General features: G+C 51.6%; 20 protein-coding genes and 4 tRNA genes. 19 read left to right on the top strand and 5 right to left on the bottom strand.

All coding sequences use genetic code 11. The features are described from left to right. The 7 genes from trpS (at position 1) to FBF26_02330 (ending at position 5,156) form a co-directional block, all read left to right on the top strand. The gene (trpS, locus tag FBF26_02360) at positions 1–1,155 is read left to right on the top strand and encodes a tryptophan--tRNA ligase (protein QJU10100.1); all 1,155 of its coding nucleotides are present in this window, start codon (positions 1–3) and stop codon (positions 1,153–1,155) included. Positions 1,156–1,248: 93 nt separating this feature from the next. Then, positions 1,249–2,430 carry an RluA family pseudouridine synthase gene (locus FBF26_02355; protein QJU10099.1) on the top strand — a complete coding sequence of 394 codons (1,182 nt, stop codon included), beginning with the start codon at positions 1,249–1,251 and terminating at the stop codon, positions 2,428–2,430. Beyond that, the gene (locus FBF26_02350) at positions 2,423–3,253 is read left to right on the top strand and encodes a hypothetical protein (protein QJU10098.1); all 831 of its coding nucleotides are present in this window, start codon (positions 2,423–2,425) and stop codon (positions 3,251–3,253) included. Before FBF26_02355 ends, FBF26_02350 begins: the two co-directional genes overlap by 8 nt. 3 nt (positions 3,254–3,256) lie before the next feature. Then, positions 3,257–3,961, top strand: coding sequence for a tetratricopeptide repeat protein (locus FBF26_02345; protein QJU10097.1), 705 nt, complete (start codon positions 3,257–3,259; stop codon positions 3,959–3,961). 42 nt (positions 3,962–4,003) lie between these two features. Further along, positions 4,004–4,080 (top strand) — tRNA-Thr (locus FBF26_02340). 63 nt (positions 4,081–4,143) lie between these two features. After that, positions 4,144–4,228: transfer RNA gene (locus FBF26_02335), tRNA-Tyr, on the top strand. A 67-nt stretch (positions 4,229–4,295) separates the two neighbouring features. Further along, entirely contained in the window at positions 4,296–5,156 is an 861-nt protein-coding gene (locus FBF26_02330; protein QJU10096.1) for a CPBP family intramembrane metalloprotease, read from the top strand. Between the two features lie 3 nt (positions 5,157–5,159). On the opposite strand, the gene FBF26_02325 is transcribed toward FBF26_02330, so the two are convergent. Continuing rightward, the gene (locus FBF26_02325) at positions 5,160–5,687 is read right to left on the bottom strand and encodes a TfoX/Sxy family protein (GenBank protein ID QJU10095.1); all 528 of its coding nucleotides are present in this window, start codon (positions 5,685–5,687) and stop codon (positions 5,160–5,162) included. On the opposite strand from FBF26_02325, the gene FBF26_02320 reads away from it, so the two are divergent. The 9 genes from FBF26_02320 to rpmG all read left to right on the top strand — a co-directional run bounded on the left by FBF26_02320 (position 5,536) and on the right by rpmG (position 11,055). After that, positions 5,536–5,919, top strand: a complete 384-nt coding sequence (locus FBF26_02320) for a hypothetical protein (GenBank protein QJU10094.1) — start codon at positions 5,536–5,538, stop codon at positions 5,917–5,919. The genes FBF26_02325 and FBF26_02320 overlap by 152 nt on opposite strands. 51 nt (positions 5,920–5,970) lie before the next feature. Then, positions 5,971–6,270, top strand: a complete 300-nt coding sequence (locus FBF26_02315) for a hypothetical protein (GenBank protein ID QJU10093.1) — start codon at positions 5,971–5,973, stop codon at positions 6,268–6,270. 36 nt (positions 6,271–6,306) lie between these two features. Next, positions 6,307–6,882 carry a hypothetical protein gene (locus tag FBF26_02310; protein ID QJU10092.1) on the top strand — a complete coding sequence of 192 codons (576 nt, stop codon included), beginning with the start codon at positions 6,307–6,309 and terminating at the stop codon, positions 6,880–6,882. An 85-nt stretch (positions 6,883–6,967) separates the two neighbouring features. Further along, a tRNA-Thr gene (locus FBF26_02305) sits at positions 6,968–7,043 on the top strand. Positions 7,044–7,305: 262 nt separating this feature from the next. Further along, positions 7,306–8,118 carry a restriction endonuclease gene (locus FBF26_02300; GenBank protein QJU10091.1) on the top strand — a complete coding sequence of 271 codons (813 nt, stop codon included), beginning with the start codon at positions 7,306–7,308 and terminating at the stop codon, positions 8,116–8,118. A 2-nt stretch (positions 8,119–8,120) separates the two neighbouring features. Next, a complete protein-coding gene (locus tag FBF26_02295; protein ID QJU10090.1) occupies positions 8,121–9,227 on the top strand; it encodes a DNA methyltransferase in 1,107 nt (368 codons plus the stop codon). Positions 9,228–9,368: 141 nt separating this feature from the next. Next, on the top strand, positions 9,369–10,067 hold the full coding sequence (locus tag FBF26_02290) for a DNA alkylation repair protein (GenBank protein QJU10089.1): 699 nt from the start codon (positions 9,369–9,371) through the stop codon (positions 10,065–10,067). Beyond that, complete coding sequence (locus tag FBF26_02285; GenBank protein QJU10088.1) at positions 10,064–10,735, top strand: NAD(P)H-dependent oxidoreductase; 672 nt, start codon at positions 10,064–10,066, stop codon at positions 10,733–10,735. The genes FBF26_02290 and FBF26_02285 overlap by 4 nt, the downstream gene beginning before the upstream one ends. 101 nt (positions 10,736–10,836) lie before the next feature. Beyond that, complete coding sequence (gene rpmG / locus FBF26_02280; GenBank protein ID QJU10087.1) at positions 10,837–11,055, top strand: 50S ribosomal protein L33; 219 nt, start codon at positions 10,837–10,839, stop codon at positions 11,053–11,055. 97 nt (positions 11,056–11,152) lie between these two features. On the opposite strand, the gene FBF26_02275 is transcribed toward rpmG, so the two are convergent. The 4 genes from FBF26_02275 to FBF26_02260 all read right to left on the bottom strand — a co-directional run bounded on the left by FBF26_02275 (position 11,153) and on the right by FBF26_02260 (position 15,534). Further along, the gene (locus tag FBF26_02275; protein QJU10086.1) at positions 11,153–12,877 is read right to left on the bottom strand and encodes a hypothetical protein; all 1,725 of its coding nucleotides are present in this window, start codon (positions 12,875–12,877) and stop codon (positions 11,153–11,155) included. Then, positions 12,877–14,094 carry an alpha-amylase gene (locus FBF26_02270; protein QJU10085.1) on the bottom strand — a complete coding sequence of 406 codons (1,218 nt, stop codon included), beginning with the start codon at positions 14,092–14,094 and terminating at the stop codon, positions 12,877–12,879. Before FBF26_02270 ends, FBF26_02275 begins: the two co-directional genes overlap by 1 nt. After that, on the bottom strand, positions 14,085–15,296 hold the full coding sequence (locus FBF26_02265; GenBank protein ID QJU10084.1) for a glycosyltransferase family 4 protein: 1,212 nt from the start codon (positions 15,294–15,296) through the stop codon (positions 14,085–14,087). Before FBF26_02265 ends, FBF26_02270 begins: the two co-directional genes overlap by 10 nt. Before the next feature lie 163 nt (positions 15,297–15,459). Continuing rightward, a tRNA-Trp gene (locus FBF26_02260) sits at positions 15,460–15,534 on the bottom strand. 145 nt (positions 15,535–15,679) lie between these two features. On the opposite strand from FBF26_02260, the gene FBF26_02255 reads away from it, so the two are divergent. The 3 genes from FBF26_02255 (at position 15,680) to FBF26_02245 (ending at position 18,613) form a co-directional block, all read left to right on the top strand. After that, positions 15,680–17,215 carry a DUF11 domain-containing protein gene (locus tag FBF26_02255; GenBank protein ID QJU10083.1) on the top strand — a complete coding sequence of 512 codons (1,536 nt, stop codon included), beginning with the start codon at positions 15,680–15,682 and terminating at the stop codon, positions 17,213–17,215. A 96-nt stretch (positions 17,216–17,311) separates the two neighbouring features. Beyond that, positions 17,312–17,905 (top strand): ATP-binding protein, encoded by a 594-nt coding sequence (locus FBF26_02250; GenBank protein QJU10082.1) that lies wholly within the window; start codon positions 17,312–17,314, stop codon positions 17,903–17,905. 9 nt (positions 17,906–17,914) lie between these two features. Beyond that, positions 17,915–18,613: a M48 family metallopeptidase gene (locus FBF26_02245; protein QJU10081.1), complete on the top strand. Its 699-nt coding sequence runs from the start codon at positions 17,915–17,917 to the stop codon at positions 18,611–18,613. Positions 18,614–18,632 lie beyond the last annotated feature (19 nt).

Genomic DNA, 18,632 nt, shown 5'->3' with positions numbered 1-18,632 from the left:
ATGAGTAAACCCGTCATCCTCACTGGCGTGCGCGCCAACAACGATATTCACATTGGCAATTATTTTGGCGCGATTTTGCCGATTGTCGATATGGCGAAGCGCCGCTCGACCGATTTTGATATCAATCTGTTCATCCCGGATCTACACAGCTTCACTACACCGATTGATCACAGTAAATTGTACGACAGCATCCTCAACAACGCCCGGATTTATACGGCCGCAGGGTTGCCGCTGGACAACCAGGCGATTCACCTGTACCGCCAAAGCCGCGTGCCGGCACACAGCGAGCTGGCGTGGATTTTGGATTGCTTCACTGGTTTTGGCGAGATGAGCCGGATGACGCAGTTTAAGGATAAGGGTGGTAAGGTAGATATTCGCAGTGTCGCCGAGAGAATCAAAAAAGCTCTTGATGCGCAAAAAAACGATGATAACATTTCGGGAAGAACGGAACTTATGCAGCTATACAACGAGCTGGCTTTTGAAAAAGAAGTTTCCGTCGGCCTCTTCAACTACCCAGTCCTGATGGCGGCCGACATTTTGCTTTACAACGCCGCTTATGTGCCAGTCGGCGACGACCAAACCCAGCACTTGGAATTCACCCGCGACATCGCCGAGCGCATGAACCGCAAATTCGGCGAATTATTAACCGTACCCAAACCAGTTGCTGAGCAACACCAATTCTTCGGCAAAGACCAGGGTCTGCGCATCAAGGACTTGGCGAACCCGACTAAAAAAATGAGCAAGTCCGACGACACTGGCAAGGGCGTGATTTTCCTAGGCGACGACCCGCAGGCAGCTCACAAAAAGATCATGAGCGCCACCACCGATTCGCTGGGCACGGTACAGTACGACCGTGACAACCAGCCAGGCATTTCCAATCTGCTGGAGATTTTGACGCTGGTGCGCCAAGACGCTGGACGAGACGTGAGTTTGGAACAGACCATCAGCCAGTACGCTGGCATGGAGCGCTACGGCGATTTCAAGCGAATTGTGGCTGATGAAGTAGCGGAATTCTTGGCGAATTTCCAGGCGCGTCTGGCGGCAGTTGATGAACAGGCAATCGAACACAAACTAGAGTCCAGCGAGCGCGACATGAACGTCATCGCTAATGCAACCTTGCACCGCGTCCAAAAAGCTGTGGGGCTACGGAGATAGCATAGTGCTGGCAAGTTGTCTCACCAAGCGGGGAACGCCGCCACATCAAGCGCCGCAGATGTCTAGCCGCCCAAACCATAGAGGACACGCCGCGTGAAAATTTCGCCGCGCACCGTCCTCAAGATCGCCAGATTGTACCAGCTGGCAGACGACAACACGCCCGTCAAGGCCTTGCGCCACCTGAAGGTTCAGACGGACGAGTCGCACGTGCTGGCAGAATTCATCCTGAACAAACAGCATTTTGCTGTGTTATATGGTTCGATTGTTGACGAGGAATCAATTGACGAATTATGGCCTGGTAAGCCCGCCAACGCTGAGATGTTGCCAAATCCGCTTGACCCGAATTTCACCGAGACGCCGTTTCAGGGCAAGTTTGTCATGATGTTTCGAATTGTACCGACCAAGCAGCGCCTGGACATCCACTTGTCCACAATATTTGACCCATCAATTTCGCGCAGCCTCTGGCAAAAATACATCAAAGCTGGGCGTGTTTCGGTCAATCAGCGAGTGGTGACGACGCCGAAGTTTGAGGTTGACGAGACCGATGAAATTGCCGTCAAGTTGCCAGAGCAGGAGCAGGCAAGTGCAGAGCTGCCAGTGTTGTACGAAGACGATGACGTGATGGTGGTGAATAAACCCAGCGGTCTCCTGACGCATGCCAAAGGCGGATTATCGACCGAGCCGACGGTAGCGGAAATTATTCGTCCCAAGACTTCGTTTGCCTCGGACACCGACCGGCCGGGCATCGTCCATCGGCTCGACCGCGACACCTCGGGCGTACTGATTATCGCGAAAAACGCTGACGCTGCCGCCCACCTGCAAGGGCAATTCGCCCAGCGTACTGCCAAAAAAACCTACCTCGCGGTGACCGACGGCATACCAAAACTAGCCGCCGCAAAAATCGACCTGCCAATTGGCCGCAACCCATCCGCGCCCAGCACCTTCCGTGTTGACCCAAACGGCAAACCCGCCCAGACGACCTACCGCGTACTGACAGCAACCAGTACCCAAGCACTGATTGAACTTAAACCCACCACCGGCCGCACTCACCAGCTGCGTGTCCATATGGCGCACCTAGCCACACCAATTCTCGGCGACCGCGTCTACGGCAAACCGAACGCCAGCCGCCTGATGCTCCACGCCCACAAACTGGAAATCACGTTGCCATCAGGTGAACGAAAAACCTTTGAAGCGGCCGCTCCAGCGGAGTTTCGACAATTATTCCCGGAGGCTGCCGCGACCCAAGACAAAACGGACGAGACCGCTCATGACTAGCGCCCGCCCACCGCGCACACCAGTGGTAGCGCATCGCGACCGCGCTCCACTGCGCCAACTCGCCGAGCGACTGCCGCAGGCGGTGATCATCAGCGCCGAGCATGGACTGGACGGCAGTGGCACTGCTGAATATCTGGCAACCCTCACACCATCAGAGGTGATTCGGTTGCAGCCGCTGGAGGCAAAAACCACTATTACAACCGAGCAGATCCGCACCATGATCGCCATGCTGCGCACGCACGCCACGGTTCGCCGTGTTATCATTATCAATCCAGCCGACCAGATGAGCGAGGCGGCACAGAATGCGCTTCTCAAATCCTTGGAGGAGCCGAACGCCAACACACATTTTTTGCTCGTGGCCGAGAACGAACAGCAGCTGCTAGCCACCATCCGTTCGCGCTGCCACGTGCTGACCTTGCACCGCACCTCGCAGGTGCAGGACGAAACGCTACTTGACGGCACCTCGCTCACCGCCAGCGAGCGGCGCCAAATCCTGTTCCTAGCCGCCGGACGGCCGCTGCTTATCCGCCAATTAGCACGCACGCCGAAATTACTGTCCGAATATCAAGCCATCGCCGCTGACGCCAAATGCATCCTCTCTACGCCAGGCTCATACGAAGCACTACGCACGCTGCCATCCTATTTCACCGACCGCGCCAAAGCCCTCCAATTGATCGACATCCTCCTCACCATGGTGGCGTTTCAGATGAAAACTCAGCCGAGCCCCGCGCACCAGCCTCTCCTTGATCGGATCATCACCGCCGAGACGCGACTGACGCATAATGGCAATGTGCGGCTGGCGCTACTCAATATTGTGGTATAATGGATGCATATGTCTGGATTATTAGTTATCCTGCTGGTTATGGTGTGGGCAGTTTGGTATCAGCCATCAGTCGGCGAAGCGCAAAACTTACCAGTTAAATTGTCAGAGAAACTCGATAAGCTCTGGGCCATCGCTCAAGAGTCGCTGCGCGAAAACAAATATCTGCGTGCCGAGAAGGCACTCCTAACCATCCTGCGCGTCGATGAGAAAAATGCCACGGCCTACAACCGCCTGGGGATTTTATACGCCAAGCAGCGCGCCTACAAGGACGCCATCGAATGTTTTGAAATCGCCCAGAGCCTCGAGCCGAGCGCCTCGAGCCTGCACAATGTCGGCCTCATTTACTACGAGACGCAAGATTATGTCAAGGCGGCGCTGGCATTTGAGCAGGCGCTTGATATGGAAGCCAATCATGCCGCCCGGCACATCGCCTACGCCAAGGTTCAGGAGAAATTAGGCAACACCAAGAAAATGCTGGCGGCGCTGGAGAAGGCCGCCGAGCTTGAACCGACGCCGCACACACTGAACACACTCGCTCAAGCCTACGACAGCGCCAAGCAGCCCGAACTGGCCGCCAAACTTCGCGAGCGCGCCACGGCCATGCTTACGCCCGACAAGCCAGCCACCACCTCACGCCGTTCGCAACACCCAGCTCACCCTCAGCAGCCACGCCAGCCGCGGCAATCATCACGAAAAGTAATCATGTAGATCTTGTCTTGAACCACAAAACTTGCTACAATCATTCAAGATGCCGATTTAGCTCAGCTGGTTAGAGCAGCTGTTTTGTAAACAGCAGGTCCTGGGTTCGAATCCCTGAATCGGCTCCATTTGCATCGCCCTCGCACCAAGCGCGTAGAGACGTACGGGCTCCGCGGTGCAATAAGTTTCATGCCGGAATCGTGTAGTGGCAATCACAGGAGACTGTAAATCTCCCGCCGTCAGGCTTCGTAGGTTCGAGTCCTACTTCCGGCACCAAAACAGGACAAAACTGTGAGTCGCGTCGCTGGTCGCAATAACATCACCAGCAAGGTATAATAGCTCCATGAGCCAGCTATCTATAAAAAACAAGTTCATTAGCACTGTTCGTGCCTATCCCCTAGCGTCATTTTTTATTCTCGCATATCTTGGGTCGTGGATTGGGTGGAGTCCGTGGTGGTTGTCGCAGACAGGTGTCGGGTTGCTACCGTATGAGCTGCCACGTTCTGCGGCTGCCGGCATCAATCAGCTCGGGCTTATTGCGGGGCCACTGGTTGCGGTGTTTGTTGTTACTCGCATTGTGAGTGGACGCGAAGGAGTAAAGCAACTACAAAAGAGCTTTACACAGTGGCGAGCGCACCCACTGGCATATATTCTCGCATTCGCGGCAATTCCTCTCGCGATTTGTGCGGCGTATTTCCTCTTTGGTGGTGTCGGGATTTCGTCCGACATGTCGCCTGCGATTATCACGACACTGCTCGTCACATTTGTTACATATCTTGCTGGCGGTCCGCTACAAGAAGAGGGCGGCTGGCGAGGCTTCGCCCTTCATCGTTTGCAGCAGCGGTATCACCCGCTAGTTGCGGCGGTTATTTTGGGCGTCGTGCACTGTCTATGGCATATACCATTATTCTTTACTTCCGAATGGGACACGGCACGCAGCGGTGTTTCGCAGTTATGGGCGTACCTTGTACTAGTGGTGAGTATGTCGGTGGTGATGTCATGGCTCGTCAACAAGGCACGCGGTAGTGTGTTTCTTGCTATACTCGCACACAATAGCGTCAACTGGTCGCTCTTTGTTGTCGCAACGCTCAGCGGCGCTGCTGTCACCAACAACTGGCCTGCTGCACTCAGTCTGACAGTGCTAGCAATCGTGGCGATTGTTGCGACACGTGGGCGACTTGCTTTTGAACAGAGCAATAAGTAATAGCTACGCTCGCCCCTCGCTGTCGAGGTCGATATAACCTTTGATCGGACGATCTTTCATGATTGTCGGGCGCGGGCCCTTTCGTTTCAGTGCGTCCTCGTATGCGTCCGCACCGACACGCACCATGATATTGTCTGCTTTACTACCACCAACGCAAACGCACATTTTGTTGTTGACCATAAAGGCAATACCACCATACATCTTGATTTCGTGCGTGTCGGGCAAATGTGTGAGTTCTGTCCGCACCTGGTCGGCGATGGCTTCATTATACATCAGCCCGATCACCAGTGCCATACCGATGAATACGCCGAACGCACTCGCAGTAATGGCGATAGCCGTCTCAGAGTTCTTTCTGGCTTTCTTTTGATATAATGAAACTATGGAAAAGAAAAGGGTAACGCCAGAGGAAAGAAAAACGCCTATTGGTAGGGTTGGATACCTTATCATAAACTCAACAGACAGCAAAGAATCGGCAAAGTTCTGGAGCGCCGTAACCGGCAGAGAACTGGGTGATGTCTCACCGCCATACATTGATCTACCATCGACTAATAATGAGGATGGGGTAACAATTAGTATCCAACAGGTTCCCAATCAAGAATCTCTCGGGATGCATATCGATATTGTTGTCGATGATATTGACGAGGCTATTCAACAAATAATCGACCTTGGTGGAAAGCTCGTAGAAGAAAAGTCAGAAGGCAACTGGCGCTGGGTAGTTATGCAAGACCCTGATGGAAATAGGTTTTGCCTAGTGACTAACTAGCGACTATAGGTAACGTTGACTTTACTCATAAACAATGCTATAATTTCGAGCATGTTAGAGCTTATCAAGCGAGGGCTGATTACCTGGAACGAGCAGAAAAATCAGCGCCTCAAGTTACAGCAGGCCTACGTCGCCCTAGCCATCATCAGCTTAACGATCGGCGGCGGGCTGATCTTGATCAGTAATTCAGCCGCACATCTGGCCGCCTCAATCGCCGGTATCGTCGGCGTGGTCTTCTTGGTCAATAGCGTCGCCTGGACGGTACTGGACGCCATCATTGCGCCGCGCTTGCCACGGCCAGCCAAGCCGACCCGAGCGCGCACCACAAAATCTACCCGTACTTCACGCTGAGTTGCTCGCCGCCGCCCGACATGCTATTATCAAATCATGAAACGATTTCCATTTGCCAAAACACTCAAAGCACTCTATAAACCATTACCGCGCATGTCCAAGCAATCGCGCCAAGCGGTCGCCGACAACCTCTGGATTGTCGCCGCGATGTTGGCGGTGGTAGCTGCCTTGTCACTAACCTCAGCCCTGTCATTACTATCACAAGCTGATCACATCTCGCTCTTTGGCGTCGCCATATTTGTACCAAATATCGCCATCATCCGCTTGCAGCAGATCATCACGCTGATCTTTGCGATCACCGAAATTGTCCTCTTCGGACTGGCCATCTCACCGCTACGACGCAAGCAAACCCGAGGCTGGCTCTTTACTACCGCTGGCATTGTCGTTACGTTCCTTGCCACCGTTGTCACCTTTATCCTCAGCTTCTTCACCCATTACTACGACGTTACGAGCGGAGTTGTTGCTATCGCCTTGGTCGCCGCTATGGGCTACGTGCTCAGCGAAATCGAATCTGAGTTTGACTCAGCCAAAGCAGATAAGCCAACAACCCCTAAAGCTACTGATACACAAGACCAGGCTAAAACGGAAGCCAAAGCAAAGGCTAAGAAATAGTCTCGACTCGCCATCATCTTTGCACGACCATGCGAGTGTGATACAATAACAACTGTTACTGCGCCGTTTTTAGACGTAGTAATATGCCGCGATAGCTCAGTTGGTAGAGCGCATCCATGGTAAGGATGAGGTCTCGGGTTCAAGCCCCGATCGTGGCTCCATTTTGATTTTTAGATTACTAGTAAATTTTTAGCCAGTTTTTTTGTTTTGGCGCCTTGATGTCAGTAAGGCCATAACTCCAAGATCCACAATGGTAGGTAAATTGTCGGGTATATTATTATCGCTAGGTAAAGCATTCTCAGAAATGCAAGCAATAAACAAAGATACCTCCGATAACATCGACGACAGTCTACAGAATTATTTCCATGTATACAAGTGAGCACCGAGTGTTATTTTGTGGTATACTACTATTAGTCTATTAGCATGAAAGTACAAGAATTTAAGAACAAATTAGAAAATACCTTAAGGGGTGACCTTAAAGTCTTGCAAGACAAGAATAATGATTGGGTAGTTAAGGGCTTTATAGACATTTACAAAAATATCTATACTATCTCAATAGATACAAAGGTCATATCTAAGATAATAGAGCTTATGTTGTTCCCTACGATTTCGAAGTTTGCGAGAAGCAATAAGCTAAAAATGGTGCTAGCTGAGCATCAAAATTTCTATCCTGACATTACGTTTATTGATGAGAGAGACGGGACTGTGTTTGCAGTAGATGTGAAATCTACCTATCGAGTCAGCAATACTCGAGTAAACGGTTTTACCTTGGGTGCTTTTACTGGATATTTCCGCAATCGTTCCAGTGGTAAAAATATAACTATGCCATATTCAAATTATACTTGCCACCTTGTTCTTGGGGTCATTTATACGCAGCAGCCCAATAAAATTGATGAAGAAAAAATATATACGATTGATGATTTACCGGAGATAGTCTCTGTTGTCTCTGATTTTGATTATATTGTTCAGGAAAAATATAAGATTGCCAACTCAAGGCCAGGTTCAGGAAATACAAAAAATATTGGCTCGATCACAGAGATAGAAAAGCTACATAATGGTAACGGGCCGTTCGCTAAACTTGGTGCAGATATTTTTGACGACTATTGGATGTATTACCAAACTCGTGATATGGCTGATGGTGGAAATACGCCATATTCAAATCTAAAGCAATACGTAGCATACAAGAAAAAGCTGCCGGATGCTAAATTATTAAACACCATCGACGAAGAGTTGTAGCTATGAGAGATCTGAACGTCGCAATTCAGCCATCCTTCTTACCGTATTTAGCAGAAGAAAAAATCATTACTGTATTTGACGAAATGCACCCTTTTCCAGCTACACGCTATCAGGGTTCAAAGAACAAATTAACAGATTGGATTTGGGAAAATATATATGATATAAATTTTACAACCGCACTTGATGCTTTTGGTGGAACCGGTTCTGTATCGCATATGCTGAAGCGCAAGGGAAAGGAAGTTATCTATAACGACATTCTTAGGTTCAACTCGATAATAGGAACTGCACTTATAGAAAATGATTCCATATTATTAACCGAGGAAGATATTGAATTCATATTAAACAATGACAGCGGTTCATTTAATTTTATTCAAAAAACGTTTAAGGGAATTTTCTATACTGACGAGGAAAATGCTTGGCTTGATAAAACGATTTTTAATATTGAGCTCTTGGGGGATAGGTATAAGAGGGCAATTGCTTATTTTTCTTTATTTCAATCGTGTATTATTAAAAGGCCGTATAATTTATTTCATAGAGCAAACTTGTACTTACGACTATCGACAGTAAAGCGCAGTTTTGGCAACAAAGCGACATGGGACAAGTCTTTCGAAAGTTGTTTTCGACATTTCGCAGCAGAAGCCAATAGCTCAATATTCTCAAACGGTAAAAATTGTGTTGCCCTAAATAAAGACGTAGCAACTTTTGATTCAAAAAACATTGACCTAGTATATCTTGACCCACCGTACATCTCTAGCAACGGTGTAGGCACGGACTACTTAGATTTCTATCACTTTCTAGAGGGAATAGCCAACTACAAAACTTGGAACAATAAGATTAATCATAGATATAAGCATTTACCTATAAAAAATAAGAAAAAGAACCCGTGGACTAATAAAAATCAGATAGAAAGAGAGTTCCATAAAATAATAAGTAAGTTTTCTGATTCCACAATAGTCATTTCTTATAGAAGCGACGGTATCCCGAGCATTGAACAGATATGTGATATACTTTCACAATATGGTAAAAAAATGTGCGTGGTATCTAATAGGGACTACAAGTACGCTTTGTCACACTCGAAAACAAAAGAGGTGCTAATCATTAGCAAATAACTTAAGCTAAGTCGTTTTGGTTTTGTTTTAGGCTACCTGGTTTGATATAAAAGAAGTGACTACGATGAAGCTCGTGCCGGGTTTCACCGAAACAGTGGGAGCAGCGTTAGCAATGCGCCGCTTATAGGTTATAATAAACATATGCTTCACAACCTCACGCGCCAACTCGAAACGCTCGCTCAAGGCAACGAATCCTACGCCGCCTTTAACAAGCGCATCGTCAACACCAAAATGCCGGTCATCGGTGTGCGCATACCGGATTTGCGGCGATTGGCGAGGGAATTAGCGCCCGACATGAGCGCAGCGGACATTAGCAAATTGCTAACGGCCAAGAACAAGTCATTTGACTACGTGCTGCTATGCGGGCTGCTGATCACACACGCTCGGCTCGATGACCAAACGGCGATTGATCTAGCCAAGCGCTACCTGCCGCGCGTTGATTCGTGGGCGCACATTGATGTGTTCATCGAGAAAAAGCGGCGCTTTGCTGGCGAAGTGTGGTGGGGCTTTGCGCTGGAATGTTTGCGGAGCGAAGCCGAGTTCACGGTGCGCTACGGCGTGATTTCTTTGATGACTAATTTCCTAGACAAAGCACATATTGACCAGGTTTTCGCGGCGCTGCAAAACGTCAGGCACGATGGCTATTACGTCAAGATGGGGCTAGCTTGGCTATACGCGACGGCGGCAGTTAACTTCTTTGAGTTAACACTGGCTGAACTAGAAAGCAGACACATCGACGCTTGGACGCGCAACAAAGCTTACCAAAAAATGCGCGAATCGCGGCGATTCACACCCGAAGAGCAACATATCATTAGGCAACAAAAAGGAGGACGCCAATGACCAGCAAACCAACCATTTCAGCAGCGGAAATTACCAAAGCGCTGGATTTTCGCCATGCCTGCAAGAAATTTGATGCTGATAAAAAGATCTCTGACCAAGATATGAAGCTGATCCTTGAGGCAATTCGCCTCACGCCAACCTCGTACGGTTTTGAACAATTCGACGTCATTGTCACCCAAGATCAGCAGCTGCGCCAGGGTCTGAAAAAATGCGCGCCGATTAACAAGCCGCGCTTTGATGCCAGTCATTTCCTGATTTTTACCGCCAAGACGGCCGAGGCGCTTAGTGATCACATTGATCACATACTCCAGGACGTAAAACAAATGAACCTGGTCGAGCGCACCGCCTATAAGACCTTCTGGAAGCAGTGGGCCAAGAAAGATTTCAAGCTGATGGACACACCTGATGGGCTACATCAGTGGTCGGCGCACCAGGCGTACATCGCCCTTGGCTTTGCCATGCTGGTGGCAGCCCAGCGGGGGATTGACTCGTGTCCGATTGAGGGATTTTCGATTGATCAGGCGACAGAGGTACTGACAACCCACCAGCTCATTGACCCGGATAAAGACCTGCCAGTTCTCATGCTGGCGCTCGGATACGCCAGCCGGAGTGACCAGCCACACCCGCGCAGCCGCCGGCCACTTGATGAGGTGGTTCGCTGGTATTAGTCCGAGAGCAAGAGCAATTTTCCTTAACAAGCGCCCTAGCGTTTCCCAATTATCTGTGCTATAATCGGTCAAGATTGTAAATAAACGTAACGAGTAAAGAGATGGCAAAGAAGAATACGAAGCGAAAGTTGATTGGTTTAGTCAGTGATTTGAGCGGTCACCGCACGTACTACACCACGGTCAACACCCAAAACCGCACCACCAAAGGGCAGGGCAAATTGACACTCCGAAAATACGACCCGGTAGCTCGCCAGCACGCAACCTACACCGAGACCAAGAAAAACCTCGGCCGCAACGAAGTCAAACCACGTAAGGGCTAATGACATCGAGCGAGAATCACCCCCTCAGACAGGGGTGATTTTTTATTTGCGACAAACGACCAAATCAGTAGGCCGGCTTAATTCCCCTACGCTAACCTCAGCGCTGAGCCACGATCATATCGAGCAGGGTATTGACGTATTCAGCCGAAGCCACCACCGACGATACGCTTTGTTCATTCACTGCGCCAGTTTTCATAATGCGCCGCTCGCGGATCAAGTCAACGATTCGCTCTGCTCGCGCCATCTCTCCTGTCTCGATGTAGTATTGCGCCAGCCACAGGCTAGCAACCACGCTGCTATTGGGGTCATCCGCCCGTCGCTTAAACAGACCATCAACTGCCGCTAAGGTTTGCACCGCCTCAGTGACCAGCTGCTTTGTCCGCTCAGCCTCGCCCTCAACGCCAAACATATAGGCAGCATACACCGCATCCATCGTTACCTCATCAGCACCACGTCCCGCCAGTTGCGTGCTAATATCATCAGCGCAGGTTCGCCACTGCACCGCATTGGCTGGGTCGTCATGTTGCTGCGCGAGTTCACTCGCCTGTTCCAGCGCCGCGCGCGACAACTGCCAAACGAACGCTGTGTCGTCGTCCGCTGCTGGATTGTCCCAATTATCCGTCAAAAATGTCGCTACCTTGGCGGCCACCGATTGATATAGCTGCCGCGAGCGCTCCATGCCAACTCGCGACGTCGCAAATTGACAGAAGATAAATAGTACCGCCGCCGCATCCGCCAGTCGCATTGGCGGCCGGTCTTGACGCCACGCAGTATCAGTCGCCACCGGCTCACCATCCGTATAATACGCCGGTGCAAAGTAACCATCGGTCTCAAATATCCGCCGGCAAGCTTCGAAAAACATCGCTGCCTCATTGCCATACCCCAGCCGGATCAGCGGCCACAGCGCGAATGCCGCGTCGCGCAGACGACAACTACCCGCCGAGTCGTCAGTGAGTACCAGCCCGGATTCATCCGCGTGAGCCCGCAGTGTCAGCAGGGAATTAACGAAAGTCTGGCGGTGGGCTGGCGGCAATTTCTGCGCTGCGCGAAAACCTGGACTCAGCCACTTGTGCCAGGCACCCGTCGTCCGTGCCAGGCCCCGCACCAGACCGACACTACGCGTCTTTTCGTGCAGCCCCAACGCTTCCTTGATCGACGTCCCGGCCGCGAGCCAGTAAGTGCAGCGATCCGACGCTAGCGCCGCCAGCCGCAGCGAGCAGCCCAGCACCGAGTCGGTCATGCCATACTCATGCGGACAGCCCGCCAGTTCGCCATCCTCCGCATCACGCCACGCTCCATCCAGCCCAGCACCAAATCGCCCGACCGTCCACCGATCAAAATCACGCCCAGCAAACGTCCGTAGGCCAGCGGCAAACGCCCGCCGTCCACGATAATGTAGCAGCGCCTGCGAAGCCTCGACATACTGCGCCGTATCAATCGCTTGACCATCATCGTATAGCCGAAACGCCTGATGCAAAAACAACCGCACCTGGCGCGTCTCAGTCCGCAGATTGACCACGTGAATATTACGACCAAATACATTGACCTTGCTATCAACGAAATCATCGCACTCCAGTACCAACCCCAGCCGCTCATGCTTGAGCACCGTGTGTGCCACCAGCGCCCCCTGCGGCAGCCGCATCGTCATCCGCCACGCGCCATCATCAATCCACGAAAACTCGCCATCCACCCACACGCCGAGACGATGCACGGATTGATGGTTCTGTACTTCGCGGCCAACGTGCGGGAACGACAGTGAACTCACTCGACCAAACTGGTCAAGCTCAACCGCCAACGTGCCATTTGCCAGCAGTACCGACATCAAAACCTTTCGTACCGATGCGCACTCAGCCGCCAGCGCACATCGCGAATTGCGTTAACATAATAGAGGAAGGCCTCGTACGGCGAATCGTACGGACTGAAATACGCGTGGACGTCGCCGTCAGTAAACCACTTGGTACACATATAATAGAAATGATCAGACGACTGCAATCGCCGCCAATCAGCGATCAGCTGCTCGTCACCACTCCTCAGTACATCGGCCTCCAGCTCATATAGGTACCGCAGCGCTTCTTTCTGTAAATCATTGCCGTTCCACGCTGTCAAATCGCGCTCACTATCCGCCCAGGTCACCGTCTCTGGCATACTGATCTCGCCAACCGGCCGATGCGCCGCCAGCGCTTCAGACACCGTATAAAAGGCATTACCACTAACCTCGAGCCACGAGGCAACAAACTGATCAAAAAAGCTAAAAATACCGCTATCCGACCACTGGTGCTCGCCAAAGGTTTCATAATCCATGAACAAATTAACCAGCGGCGCCTCGGCCGTCGCCTCCATCAGCCACGTCCGATATTTTTCTGCCGTCAGTGGCCAACCCGCCCACGACCGATTACTAAACCGAAAAGCGATATCGTCACTCAGGCGATAATTCTTGAGCAGCAGTCCAATCTTGTCCGTGCCAACCGGCCGATACACATAATTCGGACTGCGCCACTCCAGCACCTCATCCCAACCCTCGGCTAACACACCACTAAAGCCAGCCGCCTCCGCCCACTTGGCGAGGTCGTTGTTATACGCCAGTTCAGTATTTGCGAGCACCCTGGTCTCGACGCCAAACAGCTGACGTAGCTTCTGCTGGTGACGACGAATCTGCTCCTCAAACTCCTGCCGCGAATAAAAGAACGCCAGGCTGTGATGATACGGGCTTGATACCAATTCAACCTTGCCGGTGCCAACCAGCCGCTTAAAGCTCTCGATCACCGCTAGGTTAAAGCGCTCCGCTTGTTCAAGGAACACACCGCTGATGCTCAGCGACAACTTGAAATCATGATGTCGCCCGAGTAGCTCCTCCAATAGAGCATTCATCCGTAGATACGACTTCTCGGCGACTTTATGAAAAATTAACTCGTTGTTTTGAGCCGGATCATTCGTCTCGAAATAATCGTGCCGCGCTGCCACGTCAAAAATACTATATCGCCGCACCCGCCACGGCTGATGCACGTGGAGATAGAGGGTGATACCCCGGCTCATGCCCACCTCCTTTGAGCCGATGCTTGATACAGCGCGACGCACCGCTCCGCAGCATCCCGCCACGACAGCCGAGCGTATTCATCCTTGACATTACGCTTTAATGCCGACTGAAGGCCCGGCGAGCGCGCAATATTGACGATCTCGTCCGCCAGCTTATCAACATCCCAGTAGTCAAACCGCATGATGTTATGAAGTACCTCGCCAACACCTGACTGCTTGCTGATGAGTAGCGCCGTATCGTGATGGGCTGCCTCCAGCGCCGTCAGCCCAAACGGTTCTGATACCGAACTCATGATAAATATATCGATCAGATAGTAGGCATCACGCCACTGTTTGCCACGAACAAAACCAGTGAAAATCACCCGGTCACTCACGCCCAGCCGCGCGGCTAAGGCTACCAATTCATCCCGCTGCTCGCCATCGCCCGATAGCAAAAAGGCGATCTTGTCGTAGCGCTCTAGCGCTCTGGCCGCTGCCCGCACAAAGTAGGTCAGCCCTTTCTGTACCGTCAGTCGCGTCAACGCACCAACGATGGTATAGCCATCAGTCTTGAGATCCTCGAGGTATTTATATGTCGCTACGTCGTACTCATGTGGCGGCAGGTCAGCCAGGTCGATCGCATTGTATACCACCTCCACTTTATCTGGCGGGATATGATAATTCTTGACAATCATATCCTTGGTAATACGGCTAACCGCAATAATTCGATCCGCCATCATCAGACCCTGCTGTTCAATCTCATGCACCAACGGATTACCCGAATGTTCGCCCGAGCGGTCAAACTCAGTGGCATGCACGTGAACAATCAGCGGTGCACCCGACACTTCCTTAGCGATCACGCCAGCCTCCATCGTCAACCAGTCATGAGCGTGGATGGCATCTGGTGGACGTGACTGAGCAAACTGCCTGACAAACGTACCATAGCGACGCTGCAGTCGGCGCATCGGTTCAAGTCCGTGCTCATCGCTATCCTCAGTATCTGGCGTGACACCATGATCGTACGCCCCAAGGTCATGATAGCCCGGCGGCAGCGGCGAGGCCGCATGAATGTTCATATGGGTAATATTCGGATGCTCGGCCGTGTAGGGCACAACAAAATCAATAGCAATACCATGCGCTGCCAGCGCCTTTGACATCTGGTAACACGCCACACCGAGGCCGCCACAATTGTGCGGAGGAAGCTCCCACCCTAGCATCAAAATTCTCATCTTATTTACAGTATAGACCGCCGCTTATGCTTTTTCAAGCACATCTGGCAATTTTTCACGAGATCAAGGTATTATTTTCACAAGAGACGAATTGATATGCGCCGTCAATTCTACAGCAAGCCATTAAAAAACGACTTTCATCAAGTCGTCACGCCATAAATTGTGGCAGGGGCAGTAGGAGTCGAACCTACCTCTGCGGTTTTGGAGACCGCCATTCTAGCCGATGAACTATGCCCCTATCGTCCCGCTAACGGGTTAGCGTATCTATTATAACAGAAAAAAATATTCTGCAAACTAACCATTTTGAAAAAATATGATATAAGTTATTGACAAAATAATGCTTGTGTGATAATATTGGAGAAACAACCAGTGAGGAGGATGTTATGAAATTAAGTACAAAGCTTAAGATCGTGGCGCTGTCGCTGGTCGCTGCTTTCGGAGCAGGACTGGTCTACTACGCCAACGCAGAAACAATTGACAATACCCGCGACTGTGACAAGTACGCCGTGGTGTATTGTGGTACCATGTCGGTACAAGAGATGCGCGAACGATATTTCAACAAAGGCGTATCAACAATTTATGGCGCGTTCGGTATTTCCTACGAGATGCTGAGCGGCAACTACGCTAATGGCGCAGTCTACCGTAACGGCGAGGTTCGCCTCGACAACGGCACCGTTGTCGCCACCAACGCTCGGACAGCCATCCGCAACATCAGCGGCGGCACACCGATCTCAGGCACCAACGCCAAGGTCGTCCCAGCCAGCCGCATGGGTAGCGCACAGCAGGCATTTATCCGACTTGATGAGCAGGGCCGCTTTAAGTTCGCCATCATGACACCGTGCGGTAACCCGGTTGTCGCCACCAACGTTGTTGTGCCACCAAAACCGAAACCACAGCCAGTGGCTACTTGTAAAGCACTTGACCAGCCAGTCATTAATCGTCAGACTAACACGGTCGCCCTGAAGGCTCACGCAACAGTCGAGAATGGCGCAACTGTCAAGTCATACACCTTTAGCATCACCGATGCTTCGGGCAAGGAAGTCTTCTCACGCAGTAACACTACTTCAGCGCTGACCAGCGAGACCAGCGCTACCATCAAGGAAGCGGGCACTTATACCGCTCGCGTCAAGGTCACAACCAGCCTTGGTGATCGCACCAGCAACGACTGTGTCAAGCAGTTCACCATCCAGCCAGAAACGCCAAAGGCTAACCCTGGCATCAAAATCGAGAAAAAGGTTGATGGCCTCAAGCACAAGACCGTCCAAGTTGGCAACGAATTCCCATACCAGGTAACCGTCACCAACACCGGTAACGTTGACCTAAAGAACGCTGTTGTCACCGACAATGCGCCACAAGGTGTTACCTTCCTGAAAGCATCTGAGGGCACGCTCCAGAACAATACCTGGAAAGCAACAATTGCTGAACTCAAGCAGGGTGCATCAAAGACCTTTACCATCACGGCAACCATCAAAGAACAAGTTACCGGCAAGGTCGTCAACACCGCCTGCGTTGATACCCCAGAAATTCCTGGCGACAAAGATAGCTGTGACAACGCAACCGTCGATGTACCAGAAAAAGTCGAGGCCTGCAACGTTCAAACTGGCGTCATCGAAAAAGTCGAAAAGGGCAAAGAGAACACGCCACCATACACCACTGATCTGAGCAAGTGTGAAAAGATCAAGGTCTGTGACGTCACTACCAAGACAATCCGCGAAGTTACCAAGAAAGAAGCTGAAGACACCAAGCGGTTCGTTGGTATCGACAGCGAAGAGTGTAATCCAAAGCCAACCACCCCAACCCCACCAACACCAACCGCACTACCACGAACTGGTATGACCGACATAGTACTCGGCGGCCTGGGTCTGGGCGCACTGGTTACCTCAGCCCTGGCATACGTCGCCAGCCGACGCCACCTGTAAGAGACTGACCGCTCCGAGAATCTATATTCTGAAGCGCGAGGTTTCAGGCGAGAATCCCCCTTGGATAAGGGGGATTTTTTGTGTATACTAACATATATGAAACCTTTGCAACTTTCTTCTCCTCACATCATTGCCATGGTGGGCGTGCCGGGGGCGGGCAAGTCGCAATTCGCGGCTGAGTTTTCTGAGATGTTTCATGCACCGCATTTAGACTCCAGTATCTTGGTGGCATTATCTGATGACGAGGCGGCTGTTAATTATGCGAGCGGTGCACTACTCAAAGAATTGATGAAGACCCATCAAACCATCGTATTTGAAGGAGCAACGGAGAAGCGAGCCTGGCGGGTTGAGCTCGCCAAGACAGCCCGCGCTGCTGGCTATAAGATTCTCTTTGTCTGGGTACAGACTGACCTAGCGACCGCCAAGATGCGCTGGCTCAAGGCCAACGATAATGACGAAGCAACATTTGATGCCAAGATCAAACAATTCTCATCGCCACACCCCAGCGAGCCATGCGTCGTCATCAGTGGTCGTCACACCTATAACACCCAAGCGCGCACCTTGCTCAAGCGCCTGGCCGACGTTCGCCCGAATACTACAGCTGCTCCGACCCAGCCGCAAGCCGCCCAAGCTGATACTCACAAACGCCGTCCGCAGCGTCCGGTACTCAGCCGCGTTCGCGTTAGCTAGGAGCTATACATGCCAACGATTACTGACGCTGAGTTTGGCGAAATCACGGTGAGGCGCTCGCACTTGGCGCGTCAGGTATCACTAAAGGTCGCGCCAAACGGGCAGCTGCGGATTAGCTTGCCGACGTATGCACCGCTGCTCGCAGCAAAACTGCTCATCAGATCCTCCCGGCCGCGTATTCGCGAGCTCCTGGCTGAGCATCAACAAGGTCGCTACTACACGCGCGACCAATCAATTGGTAAAAGCCACCACCTGATTATCGAGACCCAGTCCGCGCTCGCCGAACCCACCATCAAGCGCTCCGGCACCCGCATCCTCGTCAAGCTGCCATCCGGCACCGACATTACTACTCCAGCCATCCAGCAGCGCATTCGCGAAGTCGTCATCACAGCGCTACGCAAGGAAGCCAGAAGTTACCTGCCACGGCGGCTGAAATTCCTGGCTGAGGAACATGGCTTTTCCTATCAAACCATCAAGCTGACGCACGCCTCCAGCCGCTGGGGTAGCTGCTCGTCGCGCGGCACGATTAGCCTGAACATCGCGCTGATGAACCTGCCGTTTGAGTTGCTTGATTATGTGCTGATTCACGAGCTGTCTCACACCCGCCAGATGAATCACTCCGACGCCTTTTGGCGAGAGGTTGCAGCCATCGACCCAGCTTACAAAACGCACCGAGCGGCACTGAAAAACCATACACCGCACGTGTAGCATGTGCTATACTAAATCA

Source organism: Candidatus Saccharibacteria bacterium oral taxon 488, from assembly GCA_013100825.1.
Classification (GTDB): Bacteria; Patescibacteriota; Saccharimonadia; order Saccharimonadales; family Saccharimonadaceae; genus Nanosynbacter.
Note: the sequence above shows the minus strand (reverse complement) of the source record. Positions and strands in the feature narration are given on the sequence as shown.